A 23,470-nucleotide genomic window follows, 5' to 3' on the forward strand; every position below is an offset into this window, starting at 1 on the left:
GCCCGCTGACGCCCGCCGGGCCGCTCCCGGTGTGACGCGGTCCACATTCCGAGATGTCACATTTGCCCGCCGGGGTGGGTCTCATTCCCAGATGCGCCACTGCCAGAGCGCGACGGAGGGATGCGGACCATGGCGGGAACGAGGACGCCCGGCGGGGCGGGGGCCGGCACGCGGAAGCCGCCCAGAGGAGTGGACGCCGCGGCGCGGGCACTGGACGAGCGGTTCGGCACCGCCGGCTTCGCCCGCAAGGCGATGCGCAAGGCCTTCCCGGACCAGTGGACCTTCCTGCTCGGCGAGATCGCGATGTACTCCTTCGTGGTCATCCTGCTGACCGGGGTGTACCTGACGCTGTTCTTCAAGCCGAGCATGCACGAGGTCGTCTACAACGGCTCGTACACGAGGCTGCAGGGCGTGGAGATGAGCGAGGCGTACGCCTCCGCCCTCAAGATCAGCTTCGACGTGCGGGGCGGCCTGCTCGTCCGGCAGATCCACCACTGGTCGACGCTCATCTTCATGGGCGCGATCCTTGTGCACCTGCTGCGCAACTTCTTCACCGGCGCGTTCCGCAAGCCCCGCGAGCTGAACTGGCTCATCGGCATCCTCATGTTCATGCTGGTGATGCTGAACGGCCTGTTCGGCTACTCGCTGCCGGACGACCTGCTGTCCGGCACGGGCCTGCGCATCCTGGAGGGCGTGCTCGCCTCGCTCCCGCTGGTCGGCTCGTACGCGGTGATGTTCCTGTTCGGCGGCGAGTACCCGGGCACCGACATCATCCCGCGCCTGTACGTCATCCACGTGCTGCTGATCCCCGGCATCCTGGCCGCGCTGATCCCGCTGCACGCCGTCGTGCTGACCTGGCGGCAGACGCACACGCAGTTCCCGGGCAAGGGCAGCTCGAACACGACCGTGCGCGGCTACCCGTTCTTCCCCGTCTTCATCGCGAAGACGACGGCGTTCTTCCTCTGGGTGGCGGGCGTGACGACGCTGCTCGCCGCGTTCTTCCAGATCAACCCGATCTGGCTGTTCGGCCCCTACGACCCGGGCGCGATCAGCTCCGGGTCGCAGCCCGACTGGTACATGGGCTGGCTGGAGGGCGCGCTGCGGATCATGCCGTCCTGGGAGATCAGCGCGTGGGGCCACACCGTCGCGATGAGCGTGGTCGTCCCGGCCCTCGTGGTGCCCGGCCTGCTGTTCACCGGTCTCGCCGTCTACCCGTTCCTGGAGCGCTGGGTGACCGGCGACGACCAGATCCACCACCTGCTGGACCGGCCGCGCGACGTCCCGGCGCGCACCGGTGTCGGCGTCGGCGGCGTCGTCTTCTACGGGACGCTGTGGATCGCGGGCGGCAACGACGTCCTCGCCCACAGCTTCGACATCCCGCTGTTCTGGACGACCTGGTTCTTCCGCGTCCTCATCATCCTCGGCCCGGTGCTGGCCTACGTCGTCACCTACCGCCTCTGCGTCGGCCTCCAGCGCCGCGATCTCGGCCTGGCCCGGCACGGGCTGGAGACAGGCGTGATCCGCCAGTCGCCGGAGGGAGGGTTCAGCGAGGTCGAGCGCCCGCTGCCGGACGAGGCGATCGCCGCGATCACCGATCCGCGCCCGTCGCCCGCCGTCGACCTGGACGTCCCGCCGCCCCTGGACGGCATCGACAGCCCCCGCGGCCGCACGGCCGGGGGGCGCCTGCGCGCCGCCCTCAACCGCCGCTTCCGGGCCGACCTGGCCACCGTCCCCGAACGCCCCGCAGGCGCGATCGAGGCGGGCGAGGAGCGGCCGGCCGTCGGGGAGAAGGCGTCCTCACGCTGACGCGGAGCGCTCGAAGAGGAGGCGGATGACCGGGTCGGCGGCCTTCACGGGGTCGTCGCCGAGGTCGCGCAGGGCGCCGCTGAGCCACAGGTGGGCGAAGCCGTGCACGATCGACCAGGCGGCGATCCCGGCCGTCCGGTCGTCCGCGGGACGGCCGGGCACGGCCCCGCGGACCCCCTCGGCGAGGACGCGGGCTGCGCGGTCGCGGGCGGCGGCCACAGCCGGGTCGTCGGGGCGGTAGAGCGCGGGCGTGAACATGACCTCGAAGTGGACGCGGTGCTCGACCGCGAACCGCACGTAGGCGAGCCCGACGGCGTGCAGGTCGCTCCCGGCGGCCTCCAGGGCGTCCGCGAACAGCGTGTACCCGTCGGCGGCGACGGCCGTCAGCACGCCGGTCTTGTCGCCGAAGTGGTGCGCGGGCGCGGCGTGCGACACCCCGGCGCGGCGCGCGAGCTCGCGCAGGCTCCACGCCGCCGGGCCCGCCTCGGCGATCGCCTCGACCGCTGCGCCGAGCACGGCGCGCCTCAGGTCGCCGTGGTGGTAGCCGTCGCCCATGCCGTCAGTCCTGCTCCTTGGCGAACTCGCGGAGGCGGGCGAGGTCGACCACGGTGATCCTGCGCCAGCCGGTGCGGATCAGGCCCTCGCGGCGCAGCCCGCTGAGCGCGCGGGCGACGGTCTCCCGTGAGGCGTCCATCCAGCTGCCGAGCTCCTCCTGCGACAGCGGCGGCCCGATCTCGATCGACCCGTCCGGCGCGGGCGGCGCGTGGTGCACCGAGCGTTCGGCCAGGTCGGCCAGCAGGGCCGCGAGGCGCTGCGGGCCCCGGCTCGTGATGTGCGCGGTCAGCCGCCGGTCGGAGTCGTCCATGCGCCGGACGAAGGTGCCGGTGACGAGCATCCACACGTCGGGGTGCGCGTCCAGGAACCCGGTGAACCGGGCCGCGGGCACGACCAGGGCGCGGATCGGGGACAGCGCGGTGACCGTCGCGGCGCGCGGGCGCCCGCCGAGCACCGCGCTCTCGGCGAGCAGGTCGCCGGGGCCGCGGACGGCCAGCACCACGTCGTGGCCGTCCTCGGTGGAGGAGGTCACCTTCGCCCAGCCGCGCTCGATGACGATCACGTGGTCGGACTCGTCGCCCTGGTACACCAGCGGCGCCTTGACGGGGAACGTCCGGGGGCGCGCGGCGGCGCGCAGCGCGGTCCGCTGCGCGGGGTCGAGCGCCGCCCAGAACGCGGGAGGCGGAGAGGACGCCGCGTACGGTGCCAACTGCCGCCTCCTTTTCCCAGGGTCATCTGAACTGTAAACCCGCGGGCCCTCACTTGGGGACGGCGAGCAGCCGCACGGCGAGCCCGGTGAAGACCGTTCCGCTGAAGATGTTCAGGCCGCGGGCGACGCGGCGGCTGCGCCGCAGCAGGGCCGCGAGGCGGCCGGAGAGCAGGCCGACGGAGGCGTCCACCGCCAGGCCGATCAGGACGAGGGTGACGCCGAGCAGGAGCAGCTGCACCATCGGGTGCCCCATGGACGGGTTCACGAACTGCGGCAGGAAGGCGATGTTGAAGAGGATCACCTTGGGGTTCAGCAGGTTCGTGACGACGCCCTGCCAGAACGCGCGGAGCCGCCCGGGGCCGACGGGAGCCGCCTCCCCGCCGGGTTCGCCGCGGTCCCGGAACGACTTGACCGCGAGGTACAGCAGGTAGGCGGCGCCCGCCCAGCGCAGCACGTGGTACAGGGTCGGCAGCGCGGTGAACAGGGCGGAGAGCCCGAGCGTCGCGGCGACGGCGTGCGTCAGGGCGCCGGTGGCGACGCCCACCGCGGCCATCACGCCCGTCAGCGGGCCGCCGCGGCCGCCCATCGCGACGATGAACATCATGTCGGGTCCGGGCGTGACGCAGAGCGCGAAGGCGGCGACGACGAACGCCGCGTACAGGGATGGGTCCACCATGCCGAAATCATGCGGCACGAGGGCCCCGCACCGCGAGCCCAATACCGCCCGCCGCGCACGCGCCGCCCGCCCCCGCGACCTCGGGCGTCAGCCCGCCAGAGAGGGCTGGGCCTCGATGGTCAGGGCCTCGTGGTCGAAGGACAGGTATCCGCCGATCCTCGCCGCGTCCTCCAGTGGCTCCTCGTACGACCAGGCGGCGTCCTCGGCCCCCTCCAGCGACCAGTACGTCGCCTGGCCCTTGTACGGGCAGAAGGTCCGCTTCTCGCTGCGGGTCAGCAGGTCGCGGCGGACGTCCTCGGCCGGGATGTAGAAGCGGTTGGGCAGGCCCGTCTCCGACAGCAGCTTCGGCCGCGCGGTCTCCGCGACGACCTCGCCGTCCAGCAGCACCCGGACGCGCCGGGACGTGGCGCGGGCGTCGACGCGGTGGAACGGGTCGCGCAGATGGCCGTGGACCTCCTCGTCCTCGTCGAACCAGGCGTCCATCCGGTTCCAGTAGAAGGCCATGTGGCCGCGCAGCCACGCCGCCTCCGGCTTCGGGTCCGGATAACCCCAGACCGCGTTCTCGGCCGCCCGGTCGCCCACCCGCACCGTCCAGTACACGGCGTCGCCCTTGAACGGGCAGTGCGTGGTGTGGACGGTCTTCTCCAGCAGGTCGGCCCGCACGTCCTCCTCGGGGACGTACAGGACGGGCAGCAGCCCGGTCTCGTGCAGGAACTTCCCGCGCTCGGTGTCCAGCACCGTCTCCCCCGCGAACCGGGCGCGGACCCGGCGGGGGAAGTCGTGCATGAACAACCGGTGCGCCGGTCCGTCGATCGTGAAGTTGACCTCGTCGCCGGGCGAGCCGGCGAGGGGGCCCGGCTGCATGGTCAGGGACATGGCGCGGCTCCTCGATTACTAGACGCCGGTCGGCATCGTCTCCAGTTCACCACGGCGCGCCGCCTCCAGGTGCAGCGGCAGGAGGGCGGAGGTGATGCGGAACCAGCACAGCGCGTCGTAGCGTTCGGCGAGCCGCGTCGGGACGTACTGGCGCCGGTCCAGGTCCGGGTCGTACACGACGCCGATGGCGCGGTGCCCGAGCGTCCCGGTGAGGAAGGCGGGCTTGTCCGGCTCCGGGGGCACGATGAACATCCCCCGGTGCAGCTCCGACTCCGCCAGCACCTCCTCCAGCGAGCCGCGCTCGGGCGGCGGGACGTGCATGACCTCCATCGGGGCGCCCCAGGCCGGCGCGGCGACGACCTCGCCGGGACCGCCCGCGAACCCGACCAGCACGACGCCGTCCGCCCCGTGCCGCTCCCTGGCGAGCTGGCCGAGGTTGACCATCCCGGCGGCGGCCATGTCGGTCGCCCGCGCGTCGCCCACATGGGTGTTGTGCGCCCACACGACGGCCTTGCCGCCGCGGTGGAAGTCCACCAGCCGGTCCAGCGTGTCGGCCATGTGGACGTCCCGGATGTTCCACGACTCCGGCCCGCCGTCGATCATGGTGCGGTAGTAGCGTTCGGCGCCCACCGCCACCTCGGCGTTCTGCCGGGCGTCGAACTCCTCCTCCGGGTCGCCGGCGTGCCCGGTCGGCGCCGGACGGCGCAGGTCGCCCAGCAGCGCGAGGACCTCGGCCGCGCACCCGTCCGGGACCAGGGCCGTGTTCCACCCGTAGGAGCGCGGGTCGCGGCCGTGCGGCTCGAAGCAGCGGTAGGCCTCCAGCGCCGTGTCCAGGTACTCGGGGCGGTGGCTCGCCAGGTAGTCGACGACCGCCCGCAGCGACTCCCACAGGCTGTAGACGTCCAGGCCGTAGAAGCCGACCCGTTCGCCCGGGGGGAGGCCGGCGTTGCGGTCGCGCAGCCACCGGCAGAACTTCACGGTCTCCTCGTTGGCCCACATCCACGTCGGCCAGCGCTCGTAGGCGTCCAGGACGCTCCGCGGGTCCTCCGGCGCCCCGGGCGCGAGCGTCACGCTGCGGCCGACCCGGCGGCAGTCGGGCCAGTCGCCCTCGACGGCGACGAACGAGAAGCCGCGCTCGGCGACCAGCCGCCGGGTCAGCGCGGCCCGCCACGCGTAGTACTCGTGGGTGCCGTGGCTGGCCTCGCCGATCAGCACGTACCGGGCGTCCCCGATCCGGTCGAGCAGCGGGTCCAGGTCCTCGGCGTACTCCAGCGGCAGCGCCGCTCCGAGCACGTCTTCGGCGGCGGCGTGGCTTCCCCGGCGTTGCATGGCGGCGTCCCCTCGTGTCCTCCGGCGTTTTCGGCTCGTCTTACTCGCGTTCCCGGGATCGGCCGGTTCGATTCGCCCCGCCGCGGATCGGCGGCGAAGGGCCGCGGAGGGCGGTACGGCTACGCCTCGCGCCGGATGCCGGTCGTGCGGGCGCGGTAGTCGCTGGGGCTCAGCCCGTAGGCGGCGCGGAACGCGCGGCTGAACGCGGCCGGGTCCGGCAGGCCCCAGCGGTTCGCGATCGCGCCGATCCGCTGCGTGCCGAGGAACGGGTCGCCGAGCTCGCGGCGGCAGTGCTCCAGGCGGCGGGTGCGGATGTAGCGGGCGACGGTCGTACCGGTCGGCTGGAACACCCGGTACAGCTGGCGGACGGAGATGTGGTGCGCGGCGGCGATCGCGGCCGGGCTCAGCGACGGGTCGTGCAGGCGCGCCTCGATCCACTCCTCGATCGTCCGCAGCATCTCCGCTCCCTCCGGCGACCGGGACGGCGGCGCGCCCAGCCACTCGCTCGCCGCGCCGGTGACCAGCTCGACCAGTGCGCCGCCGAGGTGGCGGGCGTAGATCTCGTCGGCCGCGCCGCCGGGCGGGCCGCCCGCCGCGGGGCCGCCCCGGCCGGCGTCCTCGGCCCCGCTCTCGGCCAGGGCGCCGAGGAAGGACGAGACGAGCCGCCCCGTCCGGGCCCGCCCGCCCAGCAGGGTGCCGCCGAACGCGGCGAGGCGCTCCGGCGGCAGCGGGACGGCGCTGTGCGGGATCACGACCGTGAAGATGTGGTGGGCGTCGAACGAGATCTCGACCGGCCGGGTGAGGTCGTAGAACACCACGTCCCCCGCCCCCACCACGGCGCGGCGGCCGTTCTGGCGGAGCACGCACGAGCCCCGCAGCACCAGCCCGAGCTTGTAGCACTCGCGGGTGTCGCGGGCGATCTGCCGGGCGCTGCGCCGCACCGCGTGCGCGGGCGCGTGCACGTCGCCGGCCTCGACCGGGCCCAGCGCCCGGCCGCTCAGCCGGGCGGCGAACCCGCCGGGCAGGCGCGGCTGGACGTGGAACGGCCCGAAGGCCGAGCTGATCAGGTGGCGCCAGTAGTCCGCCTGGTCGCGGGCAGGGCGGTCCGAGGTGTCGACGAGCGTGGGCATGGCGCTCCTCCGGTCGGGGGTCTCGGACGCCACCCGCAAGGCTTCTACGGCCCGTCAGGAAGGTCAATGAGCGAGTCAGCACGACGCTCCGGCGGGGCTTTGGCACTCGCCGCCAAAGTCATGGCACGCAGCGCCAAGACCGCCCCTCTCCCGGCGGCTTATACATGTCCCGGACCGACTCCCAGGGAGCCCCGCCAACCGGAAGATCCCGGAACGACCCCCGAGAGGAACCCCCATGCCAGCAGGCGAGCAGGAAACCGGCACGGGCCACGAGCACGGCACCGGCCACGGCTCCGGCGACGGCCAGGAGCACGGCATCAGCCGCAAGAACTTCATCGTCGCCGCGGGCGCGGCGGGGGTCGGCGCGCTCGCGCTGCCCACCGCCGTGTCGGCGGTGGCCGCGCCCGCGCAGGCCCGCGCGGAGCAGCGGCCGCTCACCCCGACGCCCAAGTGCGACGACGGGGACGACTCCCCCACCCACTCCCAGATGGAGGGCCCCTACTTCAAGCCCGGCTCCCCCGAGCGCTCGTCGATCGTGACGCCCGGCATGCCGGGGACGCCGCTCACCGTGTCCGGGATCGTCTACTCGATGTCGTGCACGCCGGTGGCCCACGCCCTGCTGGACTTCTGGCAGGCGGACTATTACGGCAATTACGACAATTACGGCTATACGCTACGCGGGCATCAATACACGGACGCATCGGGACGATTCACCCTCAAGACGATCGTGCCCGGCCTCTACCCCGGCCGCACCCGGCACATCCACGTGAAGGCGCAGGCCCCCTACCAGCGGATCCTGACGACGCAGCTGTACTTCCCGAACGAGCCGCGGAACGCCTCCGACATGCTCTACGACCCCGCGCTGCTCATGCAGGTCCAGACCGTCCCCGGCGGGCGCACCGCGACGTTCGACTTCGTCCTCCAGGTGCCCTGACCCGGGTCCGCGGCCCGATTCCGTCACCGCTCCCGCGGAAATCCCGCCCCCGCCGAGGCACCGGCGCGCCTCGGCGGGGGCTCCCGCGTTCGATACTGCGGGGGCTCCCGCATATGACGCTGAGGGGGCTCCCGCGTCTGATACCGCGGGGGCTCCCGCATTGTCGCGGCCGGGTTCCCCGCCGTCACGGCATGGCCCTCGCCTGCGGTGTCCTGCGGCGTCTCCCGGCGGTCCTATCCGGGCGCCTCCGCCGATTCGCCGGGGAACGGGACCGAGACGTGATGCGAATCGGCCACGAAACGGCAAAGGAATGGATAGTCTCCCACCGATCACTTTTGGTTGTGTAAGGAATCTGGGAGCACACGCCGCATGAGCGCTGCCAACCGGGCACAGGTCATCACACGGTGGGGGGCCATCGCCTTCATGGCGGCCGCGGTCCTGACCGCCACCGCCGGTGGCTTCGCCCAGTCCTATGCCGGTCTCTACCACTGGGCCCTGGAACACGGCCTCCGGGGCTGGAAGGCCGAGTCGTTCCCCCTGCTGGTCGACCTGTTCATCATCGTCGGCGAGCTCGGGCTCTTCCTGCTGGCGATCGACGCCTTCGTCATCAAGCGCCGGGCCCTGATGAGCTGGCTCGACTTCTGCCTTCCGCTGACCATCGCCCTCGCGGGCTGGACGGCCAGCCTCATCTTCAACGTCGGCCACGTCGGCCACAAGACCTTCTCCTTCCAGGCGACGGCGGCGGTCCCGCCGATCGTGTCGATGCTCGGCCTGTTCGTCCTGCTGCGGACGCTGCACCGGTACGTGTCGCAGAAGACCGAGGAGGAGGAGACCAAGCAGCCCGAGCCGCAGACGCGCGCGATCGCCGGGCCGGTCACGCTGAACCAGATCACGCTGATGCCGCTGCGCAACACCGGCCCGTTCCCGCAGATCCAGGTCCCCGGGTACTCCGGCAAGGCCATCGAGTCCGGGACCTCGGGCCGGGCCGAGGCCAAGGCCGCGCCCGCGGCGGAGCCCGCCCAGGCCCCGGCCGCCTCGGCTCCGGCCGCGGCGCCCGCCGCCCCGGAGGCGCCCGCGCCCGCTCCCGCCCCGGCCCCCGAGCCGGAGCCCGAGCTGGCCGTGGTCAGCGCCGCGTCGCGCGGCAGCCTCAACGGACGCAGCTCCTACGGCACCACCACTGAGGAGGAGGCGCCCGCCGGGCCCTCGCCCGAGAACCTGCGGTCCCTCGTCATCGACATCCTGGAGCGCCGCCACGGGGACGTCGCCGCGACGCTCGCCGAGGTCCGGGCCCAGGGCTACCGCTGCGACGAGACCGAGATCCAGCGGATCAGCGACAACCACTGGTTCCCGTACGCGGTGTACCGGCTGCTGGCCAAGCACCACGGCGACGGCGAGCTGGTCGCCCAGGAGCTGAACGCCCAGGGCATCGTCTACGACCAGGCGACGCTGGACGCGCTCGTCCAGTCCTGGCGCGTCTGACCCCGCGCCCTTCCGCGCGTCACGGCCCGGCCGCCCGCCACCGCGGGCGACCGGGCCGCGCCGTCTCCGGCGCCGCCGGCAGGTGCGGGGAAGTACGAGCGGCCAGCGAGGGTGGCCAGGTCGTCCGGCGCAAGCCCGCCAAACACGTGAAACGGCGCGGGGCAGGTTCTGGACGGGGTTTTGACATCCTCTCCGCCCTAGATCATGCGGGACGTGTGCGGTGACTTCGAGGCCGAGCTGGTCGAGTTCAACGGCGAGAACAACCACGTCCACCTACTCGTCAAACACCCCGCCCAAGATGGCCGTGGCCCGCCTGGTCAACAGCCTCAAGGGCGTCTCCTCACGGCGGCTCCGGCAGGAGTTCCCCCACCTCGTGCGGCACTACTACCGCGCCAACAAGCTGTGGTCGGGCTCGTACTTCGCGGGCACCGTCGGCGGAGCACCGCTGAGCGCCGTGAAGCAGTGCCTCGACCAGCAGAACCGCCCGGCTTAAGGCGCTGCTCGGGTCTGGGCGGCGCCCTCCCAATGCGGGCCTTCACCCCCCGGCCTGACGTGTCCTCGCAGTCGGAGCCCACCAGCATCCACAGCAGGTAGCTGACATTGCCCGGTTCGAGGGGTTCAGATGGATGCCGCGGAAGATCGCCGGCAGCGAGATGATCACGATCGAGGAGTTGACCGTGGCCAGCAGCATGCCGAGCGTCGTGTTGCTCAGCGCGATCCACGGATAGTGCTCGGACGGCACGCCGCATCCTCCCCGTTTCAGATAGTTTCTTCCGCTAACTAATCATAAACCCGTCGATTCCGACCAGTGCGGATAGGCTTACTCCGGTGGACGGACGACACCGGCTGGACCTGACCGACGAGCGGCTCATCGCCTTCTGGCGGGAACGCCACCTGTGCACCCTCGTCACCCTCCGCGCGGACGGCACCCCGCACTCGGTCCCCGTCGGCGCGACGCTGGACGGCGGCACCGTCCGCGTGATCACCTCCGCGTCCTCGGCGAAGGCCCGCCACGTCCGCGCCGCCGGCGCCCCCGGCCTCCCCGTCGCCGTCACACAGGTGGACGGCCGCCGCTGGTCGACCGTCGAGGGCCGCGCCGTCCTGCGGACCGACCCGGCCTCCGTGGCGCACGCGGAAGACCTCTACACCGCCCGCTACAAGCCGCCGCGCCCGAACCCGAACCGGGTCGTCATAGAGATCACCGCGACCCGCGCCCTCGGCACCCTCTGACGCTCCCCGGCGGTCAGTGCTTGTGGGCCTCGCTGAGCGACAGACCGGTCAGGCGCGCTTCGACGAGGCTCCGCGCGTTCGGGCAGTCGCGGAAGTCGGGGTGGGAGCACCGCAGGCCGTGCTCGATGGCGTCCCGAGCCGCCTGGGCCTTGGCGATCTGCTCGTCGAGTTCGGCCTGCTTGCGCCGCGCGAGCCGCCGCCACTCCTGCATGTCACCGGCGCGCGAGGCCAGGAGCGCCTTCTGGTCGGCGAGCGAGAAGCCGGCGTCCCGCAGAAGCAGGATGAGCCCGACCTTCGCGACCGCCTCCTCCGGATACCGCCGCTGCCCCGACACCCTGGCAGGCGCGGGAAGCAGCCCCTGCCCCTCCCAGTACCGCAGCGCGGACGCGGCGACACCGGTACGGCGCGCCAGCTCCCCAATGCTCAGCGACGGCTCGGACATGGTGCCGCCAACGCTAGTCGAAGGCGCCGAACGCCCGCCGCCGAAACGATCAGTAGGCATAGGCGACCGAGCAGCCGAGGCCGCTTCCCTGCGTTGTCCTGAAACCGCCGTCGACCACCCTGCCGAAGGAGTCGATGCCTCCGAGGCAGGCGTACCTGGGTTCGCCGCCTGAGGAGAGGATGACACCGACTGCGGTGTTCGGCTTGAGGTCGATGGTCCCGGTGACCTTCATCGGCTTTCCGGGGGTGAAGGCGAAGAAGACCATGCTCGCGGGACGGGCCCTCTTCATGACGCCGTAGCCCCTTCGGCCGTCCGGGGCCATCACGGCGGTGGTGACCGGCGCCGAGCCGTCCGGCTGCCGGAACAGGACGCGGCCGGCCCGGAGGTCGGATCCTCCTCTGTCCATGTCGAGTGCGTGCAGGGTGACGTTCTCGACTCTGCGTTCGGGAGGGAAGCCAGGACCATTGCCGCCCCTGAGGGGCCAGGCGCGCATGTCGGCGATGGTGTAGCCGAGCGTGCGGTTGTCGCGCGCCCAGACGATCTCCCCGACGACGGACGGGGCGGCGGTGCTCCAGTTCCGGCGGCGGCCTGAGTCGACGTCGAGGACGGTCACCGCCGCCTGGGGCTGCGCCGCGTCCGCGCAGGGGGCCGTCGCGTAGGCGAGCCGGTCACCGTCCGGGCTCATCGCCAGCCCCGCCACACGGGTGGGGACGGTGCCTCCTGGGAGCGGTGCGAGATCTTTCACCTGGCCGTCGGGGGTCAGGCGGAATCTGAAGAGCCGGGTCGTGCAGGACTTCTCCTGGAAGGCAGAGAGCACGAACGTTCCATCCGGCCCCGCGATGATCGACTGCGCCGCACCGGCCGAGGGCGGGGCGGGCACCGAGTCCACAGGCCGCCTCATGGCCTCTCCTGGGGCTCCGACCTGGAACCACGGCCTCGGCACTCCCTGGGTGAAGGTGCCGATCTCTCCGGTCGTGACGATGAAGCGCGGCACGCGGTCCTCGCCGGTCGCCGCCGGGCCGGGCGCCCACAGGTGCACCGCGCCGATGGACGCGGCGACGCAGGCGGCCAGTGCCGCCGGTGCCGCCCATCGCCGGATTAACCACGACCTTGGCGCGCGCTCCTGTAGCTCGTCCCATTCGTCCGCCATGTGATGATCATGCACGGTGGACGGTGCGCCGCGTCGGCGTTTCGCGCCGAACGGGTGCCGATCAGCCGCGGGCGGTGGCGACGGCCGCCTGGCCGAGGCTGATGCCGCCGTCGTTGGGCGGGACCCGGTGGTGGGTCAGCACCTTGAAGCCCGCATCGGTGAGGCCCGAGACGGCGCGGTCGAGCAGGAGCATGTTCTGGAACACGCCACCAGAGAGGGCGACCGTGCCGATCCCGGTCTCCGACCTGATGCGCAGGGCCGCGGCGACGGTGAGGGCGGCCACGCCGTTGTGGAACCGTGCGGCGATCGTCGCGACGGGGACGCCCGCCTTGAGGTCGGCCACCACCGCGTCCACGAGGTCGGCGCCCGCGACGGTGAACCCGGCGGTGCCGTTCAGGGCCGCCGGATAGGCGCCGCGTTCGGCGGTGTCGGCGCGCTGCTCCAGCTCGATGGCGGCCTGTCCTTCGTAGTTGACGCGGTCGCGGACGCCGAGGACGGCGGCGACCGCGTCGAAGAGGCGGCCCATGCTGGAGGTCGGCGGGGTGTTGACGCGCCGCCGGGCCATGGCGGTCACCGCCGCCCAGCCGGGACGGCGGGCGACCGGCAGGTCGTCCGGGACCCCGTAGGCCGCCGCCATGCGCCACGGCTCCCGGATCGCGGCGGCGCCGCCCGGCAGCGGAACCGGTTCCAGATGCCCGGCGCGCTCGAAGCCGCGCAGGTCGGCGACCAGGAACTCGCCGCCCCACAGCGTGCCGTCGGCGCCGTATCCCGTGCCGTCGAAGGCGACGCCGATGACCGGGCCGTCCGCGCCGTTGTCGGCGAGGCAGGACGCGATGTGGGCGTGGTGGTGCTGGACGGCGACCACCGGCAGGTCCTGGTCGAGCGCGTACTTCGTGGACAGGTACTCCGGGTGGGGGTCGTAGGCGACGAGTTCGGGGGTGATGTCGAACAGGCGCGTGAAGTGCTCGATCCCCTCTTCGAAGGCGCGGAGCGTCTCGTGGTTCTCCAGGTCGCCGATGTGGTGGGAGACGAACGCCCGGCCGTCGCGGGTCAGGCAGAACGTGTTCTTCGCCTCCGCGCCGCACGCCAGCACCGGGGGGCCCGCGGGGACGGGGATCGGCTCCGGCGCGTACCCGCGCGACCGGCGGACGGGCAGCGGGCGCCCGCGGAACGTCCGCATCACCGAGTCGTCGGTGCGGGTGTGGATGGGCCGGTCGTGCAGGAGGAAGGCGTCGGCGATGCCGGTGAGCCGCTCCAGGGCGTCCTCGTCGCGGTAGGCGATGGGCTCGTCCGAGACGTTCGCGCTGGTCATGACGGTCGGCTCGGTGACGAGCAGGTGGTGCAGCGGGGTGTAGGGCAGCATGAGCCCGAGGTGCCGGTTGCCGGGTGCGACCGCGTCGGCGAGGTCGGCGCCGGGGCGGCGGCGGGCCAGGACGATCGGGCGCCGGGGCCCGGTGAGCAGGCTCTCCTCCGCCTCCGAGAGGACGCAGAGGGCGCGGGCCGCGTCCAGGTCGGGGACCATCACGGCGAACGGCTTGTCCTCGCGGTGCTTGCGCGAGCGGAGCGCGGCGACCGCGCCGGCGTCCGCCGCCCTGGCCGCGAGGTGGTAGCCGCCGAGGCCCTTGACCGCGAGGACGGCGCCGTCCGCGAGCACCGCACGCGCGGCGTCCAAGGGCTCGTCGGCGTGGGGACGCGAGACCAGGGACGGGCCGCAGGACGGGCAGCACACCGGCTGGGCGTGGAACCTGCGGTCGGCCGGGTCCGCGTACTCGGCGGCGCACGGCCCGCACATCGCGAAGCCCGCCATGGTGGTGTTGGGGCGGTCGTAGGGGACGTCCTTAACGATCGTGAAGCGCGGCCCGCAGTCGGTGCAGTTGACGAACGGGTACCGGTGGCGCCGGTCGGCCGGATCGCGCATCTCGCGCAGGCAGGCGTCGCAGGTGGCCGAGTCCCAGGAGACGAGGGCGCGGCGCTCCCCCGACGCGTCGCTGCCCACGATGGCGAAGCCGCCGCGCCCCTCGGCGTCCAGTTCGCGCGTGGTGACGCGCTCGACGACGGCGAGCCGCGGCGGGCGCGCGCGAAGCCCGTCCAGGAACCGCCCGACCACGTCGGGAGCGCCCTCGACCTCGATGAACACGCCGCCCGCGTCGTTGCCGACGAGCCCCGACAGCCCGAGGCCGGTCGCGAGGCCGTGCACGAACGGCCGGAACCCGACGCCCTGCACGACCCCCTCGACGCGGACACCGACCCTGACGTCCACCCCGTCATTCTGCCCCGCCGGTCACCTTCGGCAGCTAAAGCCTGTCACAACGCGTGTCCAGACGATCACTCCAGGAAGGACCCTCGCGCGGAGGTCATCCCGCCCCGGTGTAGGCGGCGATGGTGCGGTCGGCCGCGGCGCGGGCGGCGGCCTCGTCGACTCCGGACGCGACGTGGGCGGCGAACCAGGCCTCCCCGGCCTGCCGCGCGAACTCGCGGCCCTCGTCCGACATGGCCCAGGCCTGGCCGAACTCGGCGCGGATGTCGCCGCCCGTCTCCAGGTGAAGGGTGAGGCCGAGGACGCCCATGTCCCAGCCGATGCCGACGGCGCCCGGGCCGAACTCGACCCAGTGGTCGCTGACGTGGGCGATGTGCTCCAGCTCGAACCGGGTCCGGCCGTCCGGCTCGGGCGTCAGCCGGACCTCGATCCAGCTGGTCTGGCCGGCGAACTCCCACGTGGCCGAGAAGCCCTTCGGCGGGTCGCAGCGCTCGACCGTCCCGGAGGCGTTGCCCTCGAGGTGGTAGCGGCCGCCCGGCCGCAGGTCGCCGGAGACCGGCAGGAACCAGCGGGTGATCCGCTCGGGGTCGGTGACGGCGTTCCAGAGGTCCTCGGCATCGGTGTCGTAGACCCGGCTGACCACGGCGGTCTTCGCGGTGCCGGCCTCCAGCACCCGCTCGCCCACCGTGCGGGCGACCGCGTTGATGTGCCCCGTGACGTCGATCATGTATCGCTCCCTGGGTCGTCGCGTTCAGTGCGGCGTGCGCGCCTGCCGCGGGCGACCTCGGTCGCCAGGGCGTCCAGATGCGGCGTCCAGTACCGGCGGAAGCGGTCGAGCCATGCGTCGATCTCCCGCAGCGGCGCGGAGTCGACGGCGTAGAGCCGGCGCGTCCCCTCCGCCCGCACGACCGCGAACCCGCCGTCGCGCAGCACCTTCAGATGCTGCGAGACCGCGGGCTGCGAGATCCCGAACTCCTCCCGGATGACCGCCGTGACCTCGCCGGACGAGCGCTCGCCGTCGGCGAGCAGCTCCAGGATCCGGCGTCGTACGGGGTCGCCCAGCACATCGAATGCGTGCACGGCGACCAAGTTACATGCTCTGCTTATATAAGTCGAGCCTTAAACTTACTGTCCGGCGAGAAGCCGCTCGAAGGGCACGGGCGCGTCGTACGGGTCGTCCTTCGCCGGGGCCGGACGGGCCTCCACCAGCGCGGCCAGCTCGGCGCCCGCGCGGGCGACGCGGTCCGGCAGGGCGGTGTCGGCGCTCCCCCAGTCCTCGGACGCCGCGAAGACGCCGGTCGGGACGACGCTCGCGCGCAGGTACGCGAACAGGGGCCGCATCGCGTGGTCGATGGCGAGGGAGTGCCGGGCGGTGCCGCCGGTCGCGCCGAGCAGCACCGGCTTGCCGTCCAGGGAACCGTTCTCCAGGACGTCGAAGAACGTCTTGAACAGGCCGCTGTAGGAGGCGTTGAAGATCGGCGTCACGGCGATGAGGCCGTCGGCGTTCACCACCGTCTCGACGGCGGTGCGGAACGCCCCGGACGGGAAGCCGGTGAGGGTCGCGTCGACCATGGCGTGCGCGTGGTCGCGCAGCCCGATCGTCTCGACGGCGGCGTCCCCGCGCAGGGCCTCGACCGCCGCGGCGGCGAGCCGGTCGGCCAGGAGCCGGCTGGACGACGGCTGCCCGAGCCCGGCGGAGACGACGGCGATGGCGGTCATCGCACCCCCTCGGTGAGTCGGGACGCGTGGGTCGGGGCGGTCGCCGGGACGTGCGCCGGACGCAGGGACTCGAACTCCTTGCGCAGCACGGGGACGACCTCCTCCCCCAGCATGTCGATCTGCTCCAGGACGGTCTTCAGCGGCAGCCCGGCGTGGTCCATCAGGAACAGCTGGCGCTGGTAGTCGCCGAAGTGGTCGCGGAAGGTCAGCGTCTTGTCGATGACCTGCTGCGGGCTGCCGACGGTGAGGGGCGTCTCGGCGGTGAACTCCTCCAGCGACGGCCCGTGCCCGTAGACGGGCGCGTTGTCGAAGTAGGGGCGGAACTCGCGGACGGCGTCCTGGGAGTTCCTGCGCATGAACACCTGCCCGCCGAGGCCGACGATCGCCTGGTCGGCGGAGCCGTGCCCGTAGTGCTCGTAGCGCCGCCGGTACAGGCCGATCAGGCGCTGGAAGTGGTCCGTCGGCCAGAAGATGTGGTTGGCGAAGAAGCCGTCGCCGTAGAAGGCGGCCTGCTCGGCGATCTCCGGGCTGCGGATCGAGCCGTGCCAGACGAACGGCGGGACGCCGTCCAGCGGCCGCGGCGTCGAGGTGAACGACTGGAGCGGCGTGCGGTACTTGCCCTCCCAGTCGACGACGTCCTCGCGCCACAGTCGGTGCAGCAGGTGGTAGTTCTCGATCGCGAGCGGGATCCCGTCGCGGATGTCCTTGCCGAACCACGGGTAGACGGGGCCGGTGTTGCCGCGCCCCATCATCAGGTCCACCCGGCCGTCGGCGAGGTGCTGGAGCATCGCGAAGTCCTCGGCGATCTTCACCGGGTCGTTGGTGGTGATCAGCGTGGTCGCGGTGGACAGGATCAGCCGCTCGGTGCGCGCGGCGATGTAGCCGAGCATCGTCGTCGGGGACGACGGCACGAACGGGGGGTTGTGGTGCTCGCCGGTCGCGAAGACGTCGAGGCCGGCCTCCTCGGCCTTGAGCGCGATCGCGACCATGGCCTTGATCCGCTCGGCCTCGGTCGGGACGCGTCCGTCGGTCGGGTCCGGGGTGACGTCGCCGACCGTGAATATCCCGAACTGCATGCCGGCCTCCAGGTTAGTAGAACTTTCAATTATCCTACCGAACCCCGGCCCACGTGCCCGTATTCCTGCCCGGCCGCGCCCCCGCGCCTAGGCGACGGGGACCGGGCGCAGGGGCGCCTGGCGCGGCGGGCAGGAAGAGGCGCCCGCTGAGCGCGCCCCGGACCGTCCGGACGCCGGCGACCGCCCAGGCAGTGACGAGGAGGAGGTAGAGGAGCACGGCCACGCCGGCCAGCGCGTCCAGGCCGGTGAGCCGGGACAGGCCGGACGCGCCGGTCACGCACGTCCCGACCGGGAAGGTGAACGCCCACCACGTCATCGCGAACGGCATGCCGCCGCGCAGCGCCCGCAGGTTCGCGGTACCGGCCAGGGCCAGCCAGAGCAGCGCGAAGCCCATGACCGGCGCGCCGTAGAGGACGGCGAAGGCGCGCGCCGCCGCCGCGTACCCGGGCGCGGCCCGCCCCGCCGCGTCCGCGATCTGCACGACGGCCGTGGCGGACTGCCCGAGCGGCCCGAGCACCAGGAACAGCGTCGGGGTCAGGGCGACCGGCGACGGCGGGCCGCCGGCGAGCCGCGTCCAGATGCCGGGCAGCAGGACGAGCGTGGCCAGCAGGCTCGCGCCGAACATGCCGTAGCAGCCGAACAGCAGCGTGGCGCGGGCCTGCCCCTCCGGCAGGTGCGGGACGAGCGCGGGCCCGAGCGCCGCGGCGACCATCGGGGCGACCACGGGCAGCAGCCAGGTCGGGGTCGCCGCCCCCGGCTCGAGCCGGTGCCTGGTGATCATGAGGTAGGGGACGCCGGCGGCGGCCAGCAGGGCGTAGAGCGTCCCGGCCGTCCAGAGGGCGGCGTCCAGGGCGACCGCCGCCCGCGTGCCGATCACGCCGGGGCCGAGCACGAGCGTCCCGTAGCCGACGGCGAGCAGGGCCATCGGCGGGCAGCCGTAGAAGACGGCCGTGGCGGGGTTGTCCAGGAGCTGGAACCGCGCCACGTCGGTGTGCCGGGTGAAGTGGACGGCGCGGGCCGCCATGAGCGCCACGAGCAGCACCAACGAGACCGCCCACACGGCCACCGCGAAGGCGTGCAGGCCCGGGACGTCCACCGGCAGCGCGTTCGCCCCGTTCGCGACGATGGCCGTGCCCATGACGGCGGCGTACCAGTTGGGGCCGAGATGGCGGAACACCTCGGCGGGGCGGTCCAGCGCGCCCAGCAGGACGCCGTTCGGGGCGGGGAGGGTCATGCCGTCCAGGTTGCGCCCCCCCGCGGCCGCATCAGTAGAGGTCATGGCCCTATGGCCTCATAAGGCACCCTTATGGGTTCGTAGAATCGCGGTCATGGCCGTCTCGCACCGCGTCCCCGATCTCGGCGCCCTCGAACTGCTGCTCGCCGTCGTCCGGCTGGGCAGCGTCGGGCGCGCCGCGGCCGAGCTCGGCGTCACCCAGCCCGCCGCCAGCGCCCGGATCCGCTCGATGGAGCGGCAGATCGGCGTGGCGCTGCTCGAACGGTCGCCGCGCGGCTCCCGCCCCACGGAGGAGGGCGCGCTGGTCGCCGAGTGGGCCCGGCAGGTGGTCGCGGCGGCGGAGGCGCTCGACGCCGGGATCGGCGCGCTCCGCGAGCGGCGGGACGGGCGGCTGCGCGTCGTGGCGAGCCTCACGGTCGCCGAGTACCTGATGCCCGGCTGGCTGGTGACGCTCAAGACCGTCCATCCCGGCGTGGCGGTGACGCTGCGCACCGCCAACTCGACCGTGGTCGCCGAGCAGGTCCGCGGCGGCGCCGCCGACCTCGGGTTCGTGGAGGGGGCCCGCACGCCCGCCGGCCTGAACGGCACCGTCGTCGCCACCGACCGGCTCGTCGTCGTGGTCGGCACGCGGCACGCCTGGGCGCGGCGGCGCTCGGGCATCGCGGCGGCCGAGCTGGCCGCCACGCCGCTCGTCCTGCGCGAGGAGGGGTCGGGGACGCGCGAGGTCCTGGACCGGGCCCTGGCCGCGCACGGCGGGACGGCGCCGCCGCTGCTCCAGCTCGCGTCCACCACCGCGCTCAAGGCGGCGGCCGTCTCCGGCGCCGGCCCGGTCGTGGTGAGCGACCTGGCCGTCGCCGACGAGATCGCCTCCGGGCGGCTTGTCCGCGTCCCCGTCCCCGAACTGGACCTCTCGCGGCCGCTGCGCGCGGTCTGGCCGGCCGGCCGGCGCCCCGCCGGCCCCGCACGCGACCTGCTCGCCCTGACCCGCACCTACCGCTCAGCCGACTAGCAGCCCATGGGGTCGGGCTCGGGGCTCGGGGGGTCAGGCGCGGCCTTCGCGGGGGCGAAGACGGCCTGGATCTCCAGGGCGATCGCGATCTCGTCGCCGAGCATGACCCGGTCGCCCTGCAGCGGGATGTTGAACTCGATGCCGAAGTCGCGGCGGCTGATGGACGCGGTCGCGGTGAAGCCCGCGCGGACGCCGCCCCACGGGTCGGGGCTCACGCCGTGGAACTCCGTCAGGAGCCGGACCGGCCGGGTCACGTTCTTGATCGTCAGCTCGCCGTCCAGGTGGTAGCGGGGCGTGCGGGCGCGGCGACCGATCTTGGCGCGTTCCACGCCCGAGCCGGCGAAGCTCATCACCGGGTGGCGGCGCACGTCGAGGAAGTCGGCGGAGCGGACGTGCTCGTCGCGCTCGGCGCTGCGGGTGTCGATCGAGCCCATCCGGATCTCCGCGCGGGCGGCGGAGTCGAACGGATCCTCCCCGATCACGACCTCGCCCTCGAAGTCGGGGAACGAGCCGCGCACCGTCGTCATCAGGTGCCGGACCGAGAAGGTGATCTCGGAGTGGACTGGGTCGATGGTCCAGCGGCCGGTTTCGAGGTCGGGCACCTCGCCACCCATCAATCCCCCCAATAACTCGACAATCCGGCCAAAGTACACCAAACATCACTCTGGTCTGTCCGGACCCTCAGGGGGAATGCTTTCGGCATGATCGGTGAACACGTGCTGGCCGGATACGTCCCCGACGCGGGCGGCCGGGAGGCACTCGACCTCGCACGCGCCATCGTCGCGCTGACCGGCGGCCGGCTGAGCGTGGCGACCGTCCATCCGCCCGACCTCCCCGCCGCGGCCGGGGAGGCGCGCACCACGCTGGACCAGCTGGCGGACGTCCTGGCCGGAGAGCCGGCGGACCTGCTCGTCCATGAGGGCCGCAGCGTCGGCCGCGGCCTGACCGTGCTCGCCAGCCGGATCGGCGCCGACCTGATCGTCGTGGGCTCCCCCGAGGGCGGCGCCCACGGCCGCATCGGCGTCGGCGCCACCGCCGACCACCTGCTCCACTCCGCGACCGAGGCCGTGATGCTCGCCCCGTCCGGCTACCGGCCGCCGGACGAGCTGGGCCGCATCACGGTCATGTACGTCCGGCGGCCCCAGTGCGACGAGGCGGTCATCCGCGCCGCCCAGGCCGCCGAACGCCTGGAGGTCCCGCTCCGGCTCGTCACCCTGGCCATCGGCGACGTCAACCCCGAACCGCTCCGCGACGACCTGGCCCTCGCCATCCGGCTCGCGGTGGACTCCGCGGACCTGCTCCCCGAGGACGTCACCGCCGAGGTCGCCGAGGGCGACGACGTCGCGGACGCCTTGGACGACGTCGACTGGCCCGAGGACGAGCTCCTCGTCGCCGCGTCCAGCGAGGACGCCGCCGCCCACCGCGTCTTCCTCGGCGAGGTCGCCCTCAAGGTCCTGCGCGCCGCACCCTGTCCGGTCACCGTCCTCCCGCGTGGCTACTACTGAGTAGTCCGTTATGACCGTTTCCATCGAACCGCTTGCCGCCTGCTGTTTACCTCGGCTAAATTCCGTCGAGATCGGAACGTGACCTTGGAACGGGGGCATGTTCCGTCCCCGGTCGGGCGCACCCCTGCCCGAACGAGTGCGGCGGCAGGGAGCGAGATGGACCCGATCGGCAAGAAGCTGCTCGACATCGCCACGAAGGAGCTCGGCTACACCGAGAAGGGCGACGGCTACACCAAGTTCGGCGAGTGGTACCGCAAGAACCTCGACGGCGACCACGACGAGTACTTCTCGACGGCGCCCTGGTGCGACATGTTCCTCGCCTGGGCCGCCGACAAGGCCGACGTCACCGGCCAGGCCGGGCAGTTCGCCTCCACCGTCGACCACGCCAAGTGGTTCAAGAAGAACGACGCCTGGGGCCACGACCCCGAGCCGGGCGCCATCGTCTTCTACGACTGGAACGGCTCAGGCGACATCGACCAGATCGACCACGTCGGCATCGTCGAGAAGGTCGACGGCCGCACCCTCCACACCATCGAGGGCAACGCCGACGGCTACAAGCTCATGCGCAAGACCCGCGACATGGACTCCGTCGTCGGCTTCGGCTACCCGTCCAAGGTCAAGGTCGAGGCCAAGTACACCCCCAGGCACGCCGCGCCCGCCCCCACCGTCGACAAGGTCGGCGACCCCGCCACGACGACGCGCACCCACGAGCTGGAGCACTCCCCCTCCCACTCCCCCGAGCAGGTCCCCGCCCAGGAGGTCGTCCTCGGCGGCATCCTCGCCTTCGTCCTTTGCGGCACCGTGGCCCTCGCCGCCGGCCGCGCCGCCGCCGCCAAGGCCCCCACCTCGCCGCCCATCCGCGTCCGCAAGCGCGGCAAGCACCACCGCCCGTCCACCCCCGTCGCCCTCCCCGCCGACGTCACCCCCGCCGACCTCGACGCCGCGGACGCCGGCACCACCGTGATGCCCGCCCTCTCCCTCGCCGCCGCCCACGAGGCCGAGGACCGCGAGTTCTGGGGCCGCATCGCCCACCTCGAAGAGGACAAGGAGCTCGACTTCTGGAACACCCTGCACTCCGAGCTCACCGACTCGGCGTCCGACCGGTACGCAACCACTCCAGGATTCCGCTAGAGTTGTCCATGCGAGCCCGGGGGGCGACCCCCGGACCGGCACGCGGACGTGGCTCAGTTGGTAGAGCATCACCTTGCCAAGGTGAGGGTCGCGGGTTCGAATCCCGTCGTCCGCTCTGAGAGGCCCCCGTCAGGCCTCGCTCTGGTGGAGTGGCCGAGAGGCGAGGCAACGGCCTGCAAAGCCGTGTACACGGGTTCAAATCCCGTCTCCACCTCGCAGCACGCACAAGGGCGATTAGCTCAGTGGGAGAGCGCTACCTTGACACGGTAGAGGCCACTGGTTCAATCCCAGTATCGCCCACGAGTGGGTCGGCATGCTCAGTGAGCTTCGCTCACTTTCGCCAGACCCGCAGTGTCTTCCCGGGGGGCGACCCCCGGACCCCCGATGTGGGGGACTCCGTCCCCCACGCCCCCTGCGTGCGGGGCTGGGGTTCGAGGACACCATCAGGTCTCATGTGGCGGGCGTTCAGGCCTTTCCCGGCCGTGTTGCGCCGAGAGCGCCATTGGCTGTCCACATTTCTGCGAGCGGCCAGGTGAGCGACCGCCTTAATGCGCGATCTGCCGCACCGACGCCCCGCATGTGCAATCAGCGCTATCACATCACTTGGGCCGCGGCCGCGTTCGCGATGGCGGTCTCCTCCTGGCTGCCGAACCGGCGGCGGGTCGCGGTTGAGGCGCTAGGGGGCGCTGCCGGGACGCGCTTCAGTGGTCGAGGACGGCGGCGGTGGCTTCCAGTTCTACTAGTTGGTCGGTGTAGCCGAGGACGGTGACGCCCAGGAGGGTGCTGGGGACGTCGTGGGCGCCGAAGGCGTCGCGGACCACCTGCCATGCCGTCACCAGGTCTTCCCGGCGGTTCGAGGCGACCAGTACTCGGGTGTTGATGACGTCTTGCAGCGACGCGCCGGCGTCCGCCAAGGCGGTTCGCAGGTTCTCCAGCGCTTTGGCCGCCTGGCCGGCGTAGTCCCCGATCGCGGCGGTGGTGCCGTCCTCGTTCAGCGGGCACGCCCCGGCCAGGAAGATGAGCCGGGCCTCCGCGGGGGCCGTCGCCGCGTAGGCGTACTCGGCCACGGTGGACAGGGACGCGGAACGGATCAGCGTGACGGCACGGGGCATGGACGTTCCTCCGGGCTTGGGGTGCGGGCCTCCACGAGGCTGTCAAAGATCTTGTTCGCGGTCGACGCATTTACGCTCGGGGCCTCCGTTGGAAACTCCACCGTCACCGGC

General features: G+C 72.7%; 25 protein-coding genes and 3 tRNA genes. 11 read left to right on the forward strand and 17 right to left on the reverse strand.

Going from position 1 to position 23,470, the window contains the following annotated elements; genetic code table 11:
• Positions 1 to 129: 129 nt before the first annotated feature.
• Positions 130 to 1,806 carry a cytochrome bc1 complex cytochrome b subunit gene (gene qcrB / locus AB0C21_RS33940; RefSeq protein ID WP_500209790.1) on the forward strand — a complete coding sequence of 559 codons (1,677 nt, stop codon included), beginning with the start codon at positions 130 to 132 and terminating at the stop codon, positions 1,804 to 1,806.
• Here qcrB and AB0C21_RS33945 read toward each other — a convergent pair.
• The 6 genes from AB0C21_RS33945 to AB0C21_RS33970 all read right to left on the reverse strand — a co-directional run bounded on the left by AB0C21_RS33945 (position 1,798) and on the right by AB0C21_RS33970 (position 7,081).
• Positions 1,798 to 2,361, reverse strand: coding sequence for a TetR/AcrR family transcriptional regulator (locus AB0C21_RS33945; RefSeq protein ID WP_500209792.1), 564 nt, complete (start codon positions 2,359 to 2,361; stop codon positions 1,798 to 1,800). The genes qcrB and AB0C21_RS33945 overlap by 9 nt on opposite strands.
• A 4-nt stretch (positions 2,362 to 2,365) precedes the next feature.
• The gene (locus AB0C21_RS33950; RefSeq protein ID WP_149263242.1) at positions 2,366 to 3,070 is read right to left on the reverse strand and encodes a Crp/Fnr family transcriptional regulator; all 705 of its coding nucleotides are present in this window, start codon (positions 3,068 to 3,070) and stop codon (positions 2,366 to 2,368) included.
• A 49-nt stretch (positions 3,071 to 3,119) separates the two neighbouring features.
• A complete protein-coding gene (locus AB0C21_RS33955; RefSeq protein ID WP_500209793.1) occupies positions 3,120 to 3,746 on the reverse strand; it encodes a LysE family translocator in 627 nt (208 codons plus the stop codon).
• A gap of 87 nt (positions 3,747 to 3,833) precedes the next feature.
• Positions 3,834 to 4,622, reverse strand: coding sequence for a DUF427 domain-containing protein (locus AB0C21_RS33960; RefSeq protein ID WP_500209795.1), 789 nt, complete (start codon positions 4,620 to 4,622; stop codon positions 3,834 to 3,836).
• A gap of 18 nt (positions 4,623 to 4,640) precedes the next feature.
• Entirely contained in the window at positions 4,641 to 5,951 is a 1,311-nt protein-coding gene (locus AB0C21_RS33965; RefSeq protein ID WP_500209797.1) for an erythromycin esterase family protein, read from the reverse strand.
• A 119-nt stretch (positions 5,952 to 6,070) separates the two neighbouring features.
• A complete protein-coding gene (locus tag AB0C21_RS33970; protein ID WP_500209799.1) occupies positions 6,071 to 7,081 on the reverse strand; it encodes an AraC-like ligand-binding domain-containing protein in 1,011 nt (336 codons plus the stop codon).
• A 235-nt stretch (positions 7,082 to 7,316) separates the two neighbouring features.
• Between AB0C21_RS33970 and AB0C21_RS33975 the strand changes: the two genes are divergently transcribed.
• From AB0C21_RS33975 to AB0C21_RS33985, 3 genes are all read left to right on the forward strand, one after another.
• A complete protein-coding gene (locus AB0C21_RS33975; RefSeq protein ID WP_500209801.1) occupies positions 7,317 to 8,015 on the forward strand; it encodes a dioxygenase family protein in 699 nt (232 codons plus the stop codon).
• 369 nt (positions 8,016 to 8,384) lie between these two features.
• Positions 8,385 to 9,494: a DUF2637 domain-containing protein gene (locus AB0C21_RS33980; protein WP_500209802.1), complete on the forward strand. Its 1,110-nt coding sequence runs from the start codon at positions 8,385 to 8,387 to the stop codon at positions 9,492 to 9,494.
• Positions 9,495 to 9,792: 298 nt separating this feature from the next.
• Positions 9,793 to 9,987 (forward strand): transposase, encoded by a 195-nt coding sequence (locus tag AB0C21_RS33985; protein WP_500209804.1) that lies wholly within the window; start codon positions 9,793 to 9,795, stop codon positions 9,985 to 9,987.
• A gap of 42 nt (positions 9,988 to 10,029) precedes the next feature.
• Here the strand turns inward: AB0C21_RS33985 and AB0C21_RS33990 are convergent, their stop codons facing one another.
• Positions 10,030 to 10,236 (reverse strand): hypothetical protein, encoded by a 207-nt coding sequence (locus AB0C21_RS33990; RefSeq protein ID WP_500209806.1) that lies wholly within the window; start codon positions 10,234 to 10,236, stop codon positions 10,030 to 10,032.
• Positions 10,237 to 10,322: 86 nt separating this feature from the next.
• Here AB0C21_RS33990 and AB0C21_RS33995 point away from each other — a divergent pair, with 86 nt between their 5' ends.
• A complete protein-coding gene (locus tag AB0C21_RS33995) occupies positions 10,323 to 10,724 on the forward strand; it encodes a PPOX class F420-dependent oxidoreductase (RefSeq protein WP_500209808.1) in 402 nt (133 codons plus the stop codon).
• A 13-nt stretch (positions 10,725 to 10,737) separates the two neighbouring features.
• Here the strand turns inward: AB0C21_RS33995 and AB0C21_RS34000 are convergent, their stop codons facing one another.
• The 8 genes from AB0C21_RS34000 to AB0C21_RS34035 form a co-directional block, all read right to left on the reverse strand.
• Entirely contained in the window at positions 10,738 to 11,166 is a 429-nt protein-coding gene (locus AB0C21_RS34000; RefSeq protein ID WP_500209809.1) for a MerR family transcriptional regulator, read from the reverse strand.
• A gap of 49 nt (positions 11,167 to 11,215) precedes the next feature.
• On the reverse strand, positions 11,216 to 12,316 hold the full coding sequence (locus AB0C21_RS34005) for a hypothetical protein (protein WP_500209811.1): 1,101 nt from the start codon (positions 12,314 to 12,316) through the stop codon (positions 11,216 to 11,218).
• A 61-nt stretch (positions 12,317 to 12,377) separates the two neighbouring features.
• Positions 12,378 to 14,576, reverse strand: a complete 2,199-nt coding sequence (gene hypF / locus AB0C21_RS34010; RefSeq protein WP_500209812.1) for a carbamoyltransferase HypF — start codon at positions 14,574 to 14,576, stop codon at positions 12,378 to 12,380.
• A gap of 94 nt (positions 14,577 to 14,670) precedes the next feature.
• Complete coding sequence (locus tag AB0C21_RS34015) at positions 14,671 to 15,300, reverse strand: SRPBCC family protein (protein ID WP_500209813.1); 630 nt, start codon at positions 15,298 to 15,300, stop codon at positions 14,671 to 14,673.
• Positions 15,297 to 15,653, reverse strand: coding sequence for an ArsR/SmtB family transcription factor (locus AB0C21_RS34020; RefSeq protein ID WP_149263223.1), 357 nt, complete (start codon positions 15,651 to 15,653; stop codon positions 15,297 to 15,299). The genes AB0C21_RS34015 and AB0C21_RS34020 overlap by 4 nt, the downstream gene beginning before the upstream one ends.
• Before the next feature lie 45 nt (positions 15,654 to 15,698).
• Positions 15,699 to 16,292 (reverse strand): CE1759 family FMN reductase, encoded by a 594-nt coding sequence (locus AB0C21_RS34025; protein WP_500209815.1) that lies wholly within the window; start codon positions 16,290 to 16,292, stop codon positions 15,699 to 15,701.
• Positions 16,289 to 17,368, reverse strand: coding sequence for an LLM class flavin-dependent oxidoreductase (locus AB0C21_RS34030; protein ID WP_149263221.1), 1,080 nt, complete (start codon positions 17,366 to 17,368; stop codon positions 16,289 to 16,291). The genes AB0C21_RS34025 and AB0C21_RS34030 overlap by 4 nt, the downstream gene beginning before the upstream one ends.
• 34 nt (positions 17,369 to 17,402) lie before the next feature.
• Complete coding sequence (locus AB0C21_RS34035; protein WP_500209817.1) at positions 17,403 to 18,647, reverse strand: TDT family transporter; 1,245 nt, start codon at positions 18,645 to 18,647, stop codon at positions 17,403 to 17,405.
• Positions 18,648 to 18,696: 49 nt separating this feature from the next.
• Here AB0C21_RS34035 and AB0C21_RS34040 point away from each other — a divergent pair, with 49 nt between their 5' ends.
• A complete protein-coding gene (locus tag AB0C21_RS34040) occupies positions 18,697 to 19,611 on the forward strand; it encodes a LysR family transcriptional regulator (RefSeq protein ID WP_500209819.1) in 915 nt (304 codons plus the stop codon).
• Here the strand turns inward: AB0C21_RS34040 and AB0C21_RS34045 are convergent.
• Positions 19,608 to 20,213 carry a YceI family protein gene (locus AB0C21_RS34045; RefSeq protein ID WP_500209820.1) on the reverse strand — a complete coding sequence of 202 codons (606 nt, stop codon included), beginning with the start codon at positions 20,211 to 20,213 and terminating at the stop codon, positions 19,608 to 19,610. The genes AB0C21_RS34040 and AB0C21_RS34045 overlap by 4 nt on opposite strands.
• Positions 20,214 to 20,312: 99 nt before the next feature.
• Here AB0C21_RS34045 and AB0C21_RS34050 point away from each other — a divergent pair, with 99 nt between their 5' ends.
• The 5 genes from AB0C21_RS34050 to AB0C21_RS34070 all read left to right on the forward strand — a co-directional run bounded on the left by AB0C21_RS34050 (position 20,313) and on the right by AB0C21_RS34070 (position 22,547).
• Complete coding sequence (locus AB0C21_RS34050; RefSeq protein WP_500209822.1) at positions 20,313 to 21,116, forward strand: universal stress protein; 804 nt, start codon at positions 20,313 to 20,315, stop codon at positions 21,114 to 21,116.
• A 156-nt stretch (positions 21,117 to 21,272) separates the two neighbouring features.
• The gene (locus tag AB0C21_RS34055; protein WP_500209824.1) at positions 21,273 to 22,247 is read left to right on the forward strand and encodes a CHAP domain-containing protein; all 975 of its coding nucleotides are present in this window, start codon (positions 21,273 to 21,275) and stop codon (positions 22,245 to 22,247) included.
• A 42-nt stretch (positions 22,248 to 22,289) separates the two neighbouring features.
• A tRNA-Gly gene (locus AB0C21_RS34060) sits at positions 22,290 to 22,362 on the forward strand.
• A 28-nt stretch (positions 22,363 to 22,390) separates the two neighbouring features.
• Positions 22,391 to 22,461 (forward strand) — tRNA-Cys (locus tag AB0C21_RS34065).
• 14 nt (positions 22,462 to 22,475) lie between these two features.
• Positions 22,476 to 22,547 (forward strand) — tRNA-Val (locus tag AB0C21_RS34070).
• 401 nt (positions 22,548 to 22,948) lie between these two features.
• Here AB0C21_RS34070 and AB0C21_RS34075 read toward each other — a convergent pair.
• A complete protein-coding gene (locus tag AB0C21_RS34075; protein ID WP_500209825.1) occupies positions 22,949 to 23,359 on the reverse strand; it encodes a RidA family protein in 411 nt (136 codons plus the stop codon).
• Positions 23,360 to 23,470 lie beyond the last annotated feature (111 nt).

This window comes from Spirillospora sp. NPDC049024 (assembly GCF_040649235.1).
Lineage (GTDB): Bacteria > Actinomycetota > Actinomycetes > Streptosporangiales > Streptosporangiaceae > Spirillospora.

Bases quoted from the DNA above. Each gene is read 5' to 3' on its own strand.
- qcrB (WP_500209790.1), top strand. From the start codon at position 130: ATGGCGGGAACGAGGACGCCCGGCGGGGCGGGGGCCGGCACGCGGAAG.
- AB0C21_RS33945 (WP_500209792.1), bottom strand. From the start codon at position 2,361: ATGGGCGACGGCTACCACCACGGCGACCTGAGGCGCGCCGTGCTCGGC.
- AB0C21_RS33955 (WP_500209793.1), bottom strand. From the start codon at position 3,746: ATGGTGGACCCATCCCTGTACGCGGCGTTCGTCGTCGCCGCCTTCGCG.
- AB0C21_RS33960 (WP_500209795.1), bottom strand. From the start codon at position 4,622: ATGTCCCTGACCATGCAGCCGGGCCCCCTCGCCGGCTCGCCCGGCGAC.
- AB0C21_RS33965 (WP_500209797.1), bottom strand. From the start codon at position 5,951: ATGCAACGCCGGGGAAGCCACGCCGCCGCCGAAGACGTGCTCGGAGCG.
- AB0C21_RS33970 (WP_500209799.1), bottom strand. From the start codon at position 7,081: ATGCCCACGCTCGTCGACACCTCGGACCGCCCTGCCCGCGACCAGGCG.
- AB0C21_RS33975 (WP_500209801.1), top strand. From the start codon at position 7,317: ATGCCAGCAGGCGAGCAGGAAACCGGCACGGGCCACGAGCACGGCACC.
- AB0C21_RS33980 (WP_500209802.1), top strand. From the start codon at position 8,385: ATGAGCGCTGCCAACCGGGCACAGGTCATCACACGGTGGGGGGCCATC.
- AB0C21_RS33985 (WP_500209804.1), top strand. From the start codon at position 9,793: ATGGCCGTGGCCCGCCTGGTCAACAGCCTCAAGGGCGTCTCCTCACGG.
- AB0C21_RS34000 (WP_500209809.1), bottom strand. From the start codon at position 11,166: ATGTCCGAGCCGTCGCTGAGCATTGGGGAGCTGGCGCGCCGTACCGGT.
- AB0C21_RS34005 (WP_500209811.1), bottom strand. From the start codon at position 12,316: ATGGCGGACGAATGGGACGAGCTACAGGAGCGCGCGCCAAGGTCGTGG.
- AB0C21_RS34015 (WP_500209813.1), bottom strand. From the start codon at position 15,300: ATGATCGACGTCACGGGGCACATCAACGCGGTCGCCCGCACGGTGGGC.
- AB0C21_RS34025 (WP_500209815.1), bottom strand. From the start codon at position 16,292: ATGACCGCCATCGCCGTCGTCTCCGCCGGGCTCGGGCAGCCGTCGTCC.
- AB0C21_RS34030 (WP_149263221.1), bottom strand. From the start codon at position 17,368: ATGCAGTTCGGGATATTCACGGTCGGCGACGTCACCCCGGACCCGACC.
- AB0C21_RS34035 (WP_500209817.1), bottom strand. From the start codon at position 18,647: ATGACCTCTACTGATGCGGCCGCGGGGGGGCGCAACCTGGACGGCATG.
- AB0C21_RS34040 (WP_500209819.1), top strand. From the start codon at position 18,697: ATGGCCGTCTCGCACCGCGTCCCCGATCTCGGCGCCCTCGAACTGCTG.
- AB0C21_RS34050 (WP_500209822.1), top strand. From the start codon at position 20,313: ATGATCGGTGAACACGTGCTGGCCGGATACGTCCCCGACGCGGGCGGC.
- AB0C21_RS34055 (WP_500209824.1), top strand. From the start codon at position 21,273: ATGGACCCGATCGGCAAGAAGCTGCTCGACATCGCCACGAAGGAGCTC.
- AB0C21_RS34075 (WP_500209825.1), bottom strand. From the start codon at position 23,359: ATGCCCCGTGCCGTCACGCTGATCCGTTCCGCGTCCCTGTCCACCGTG.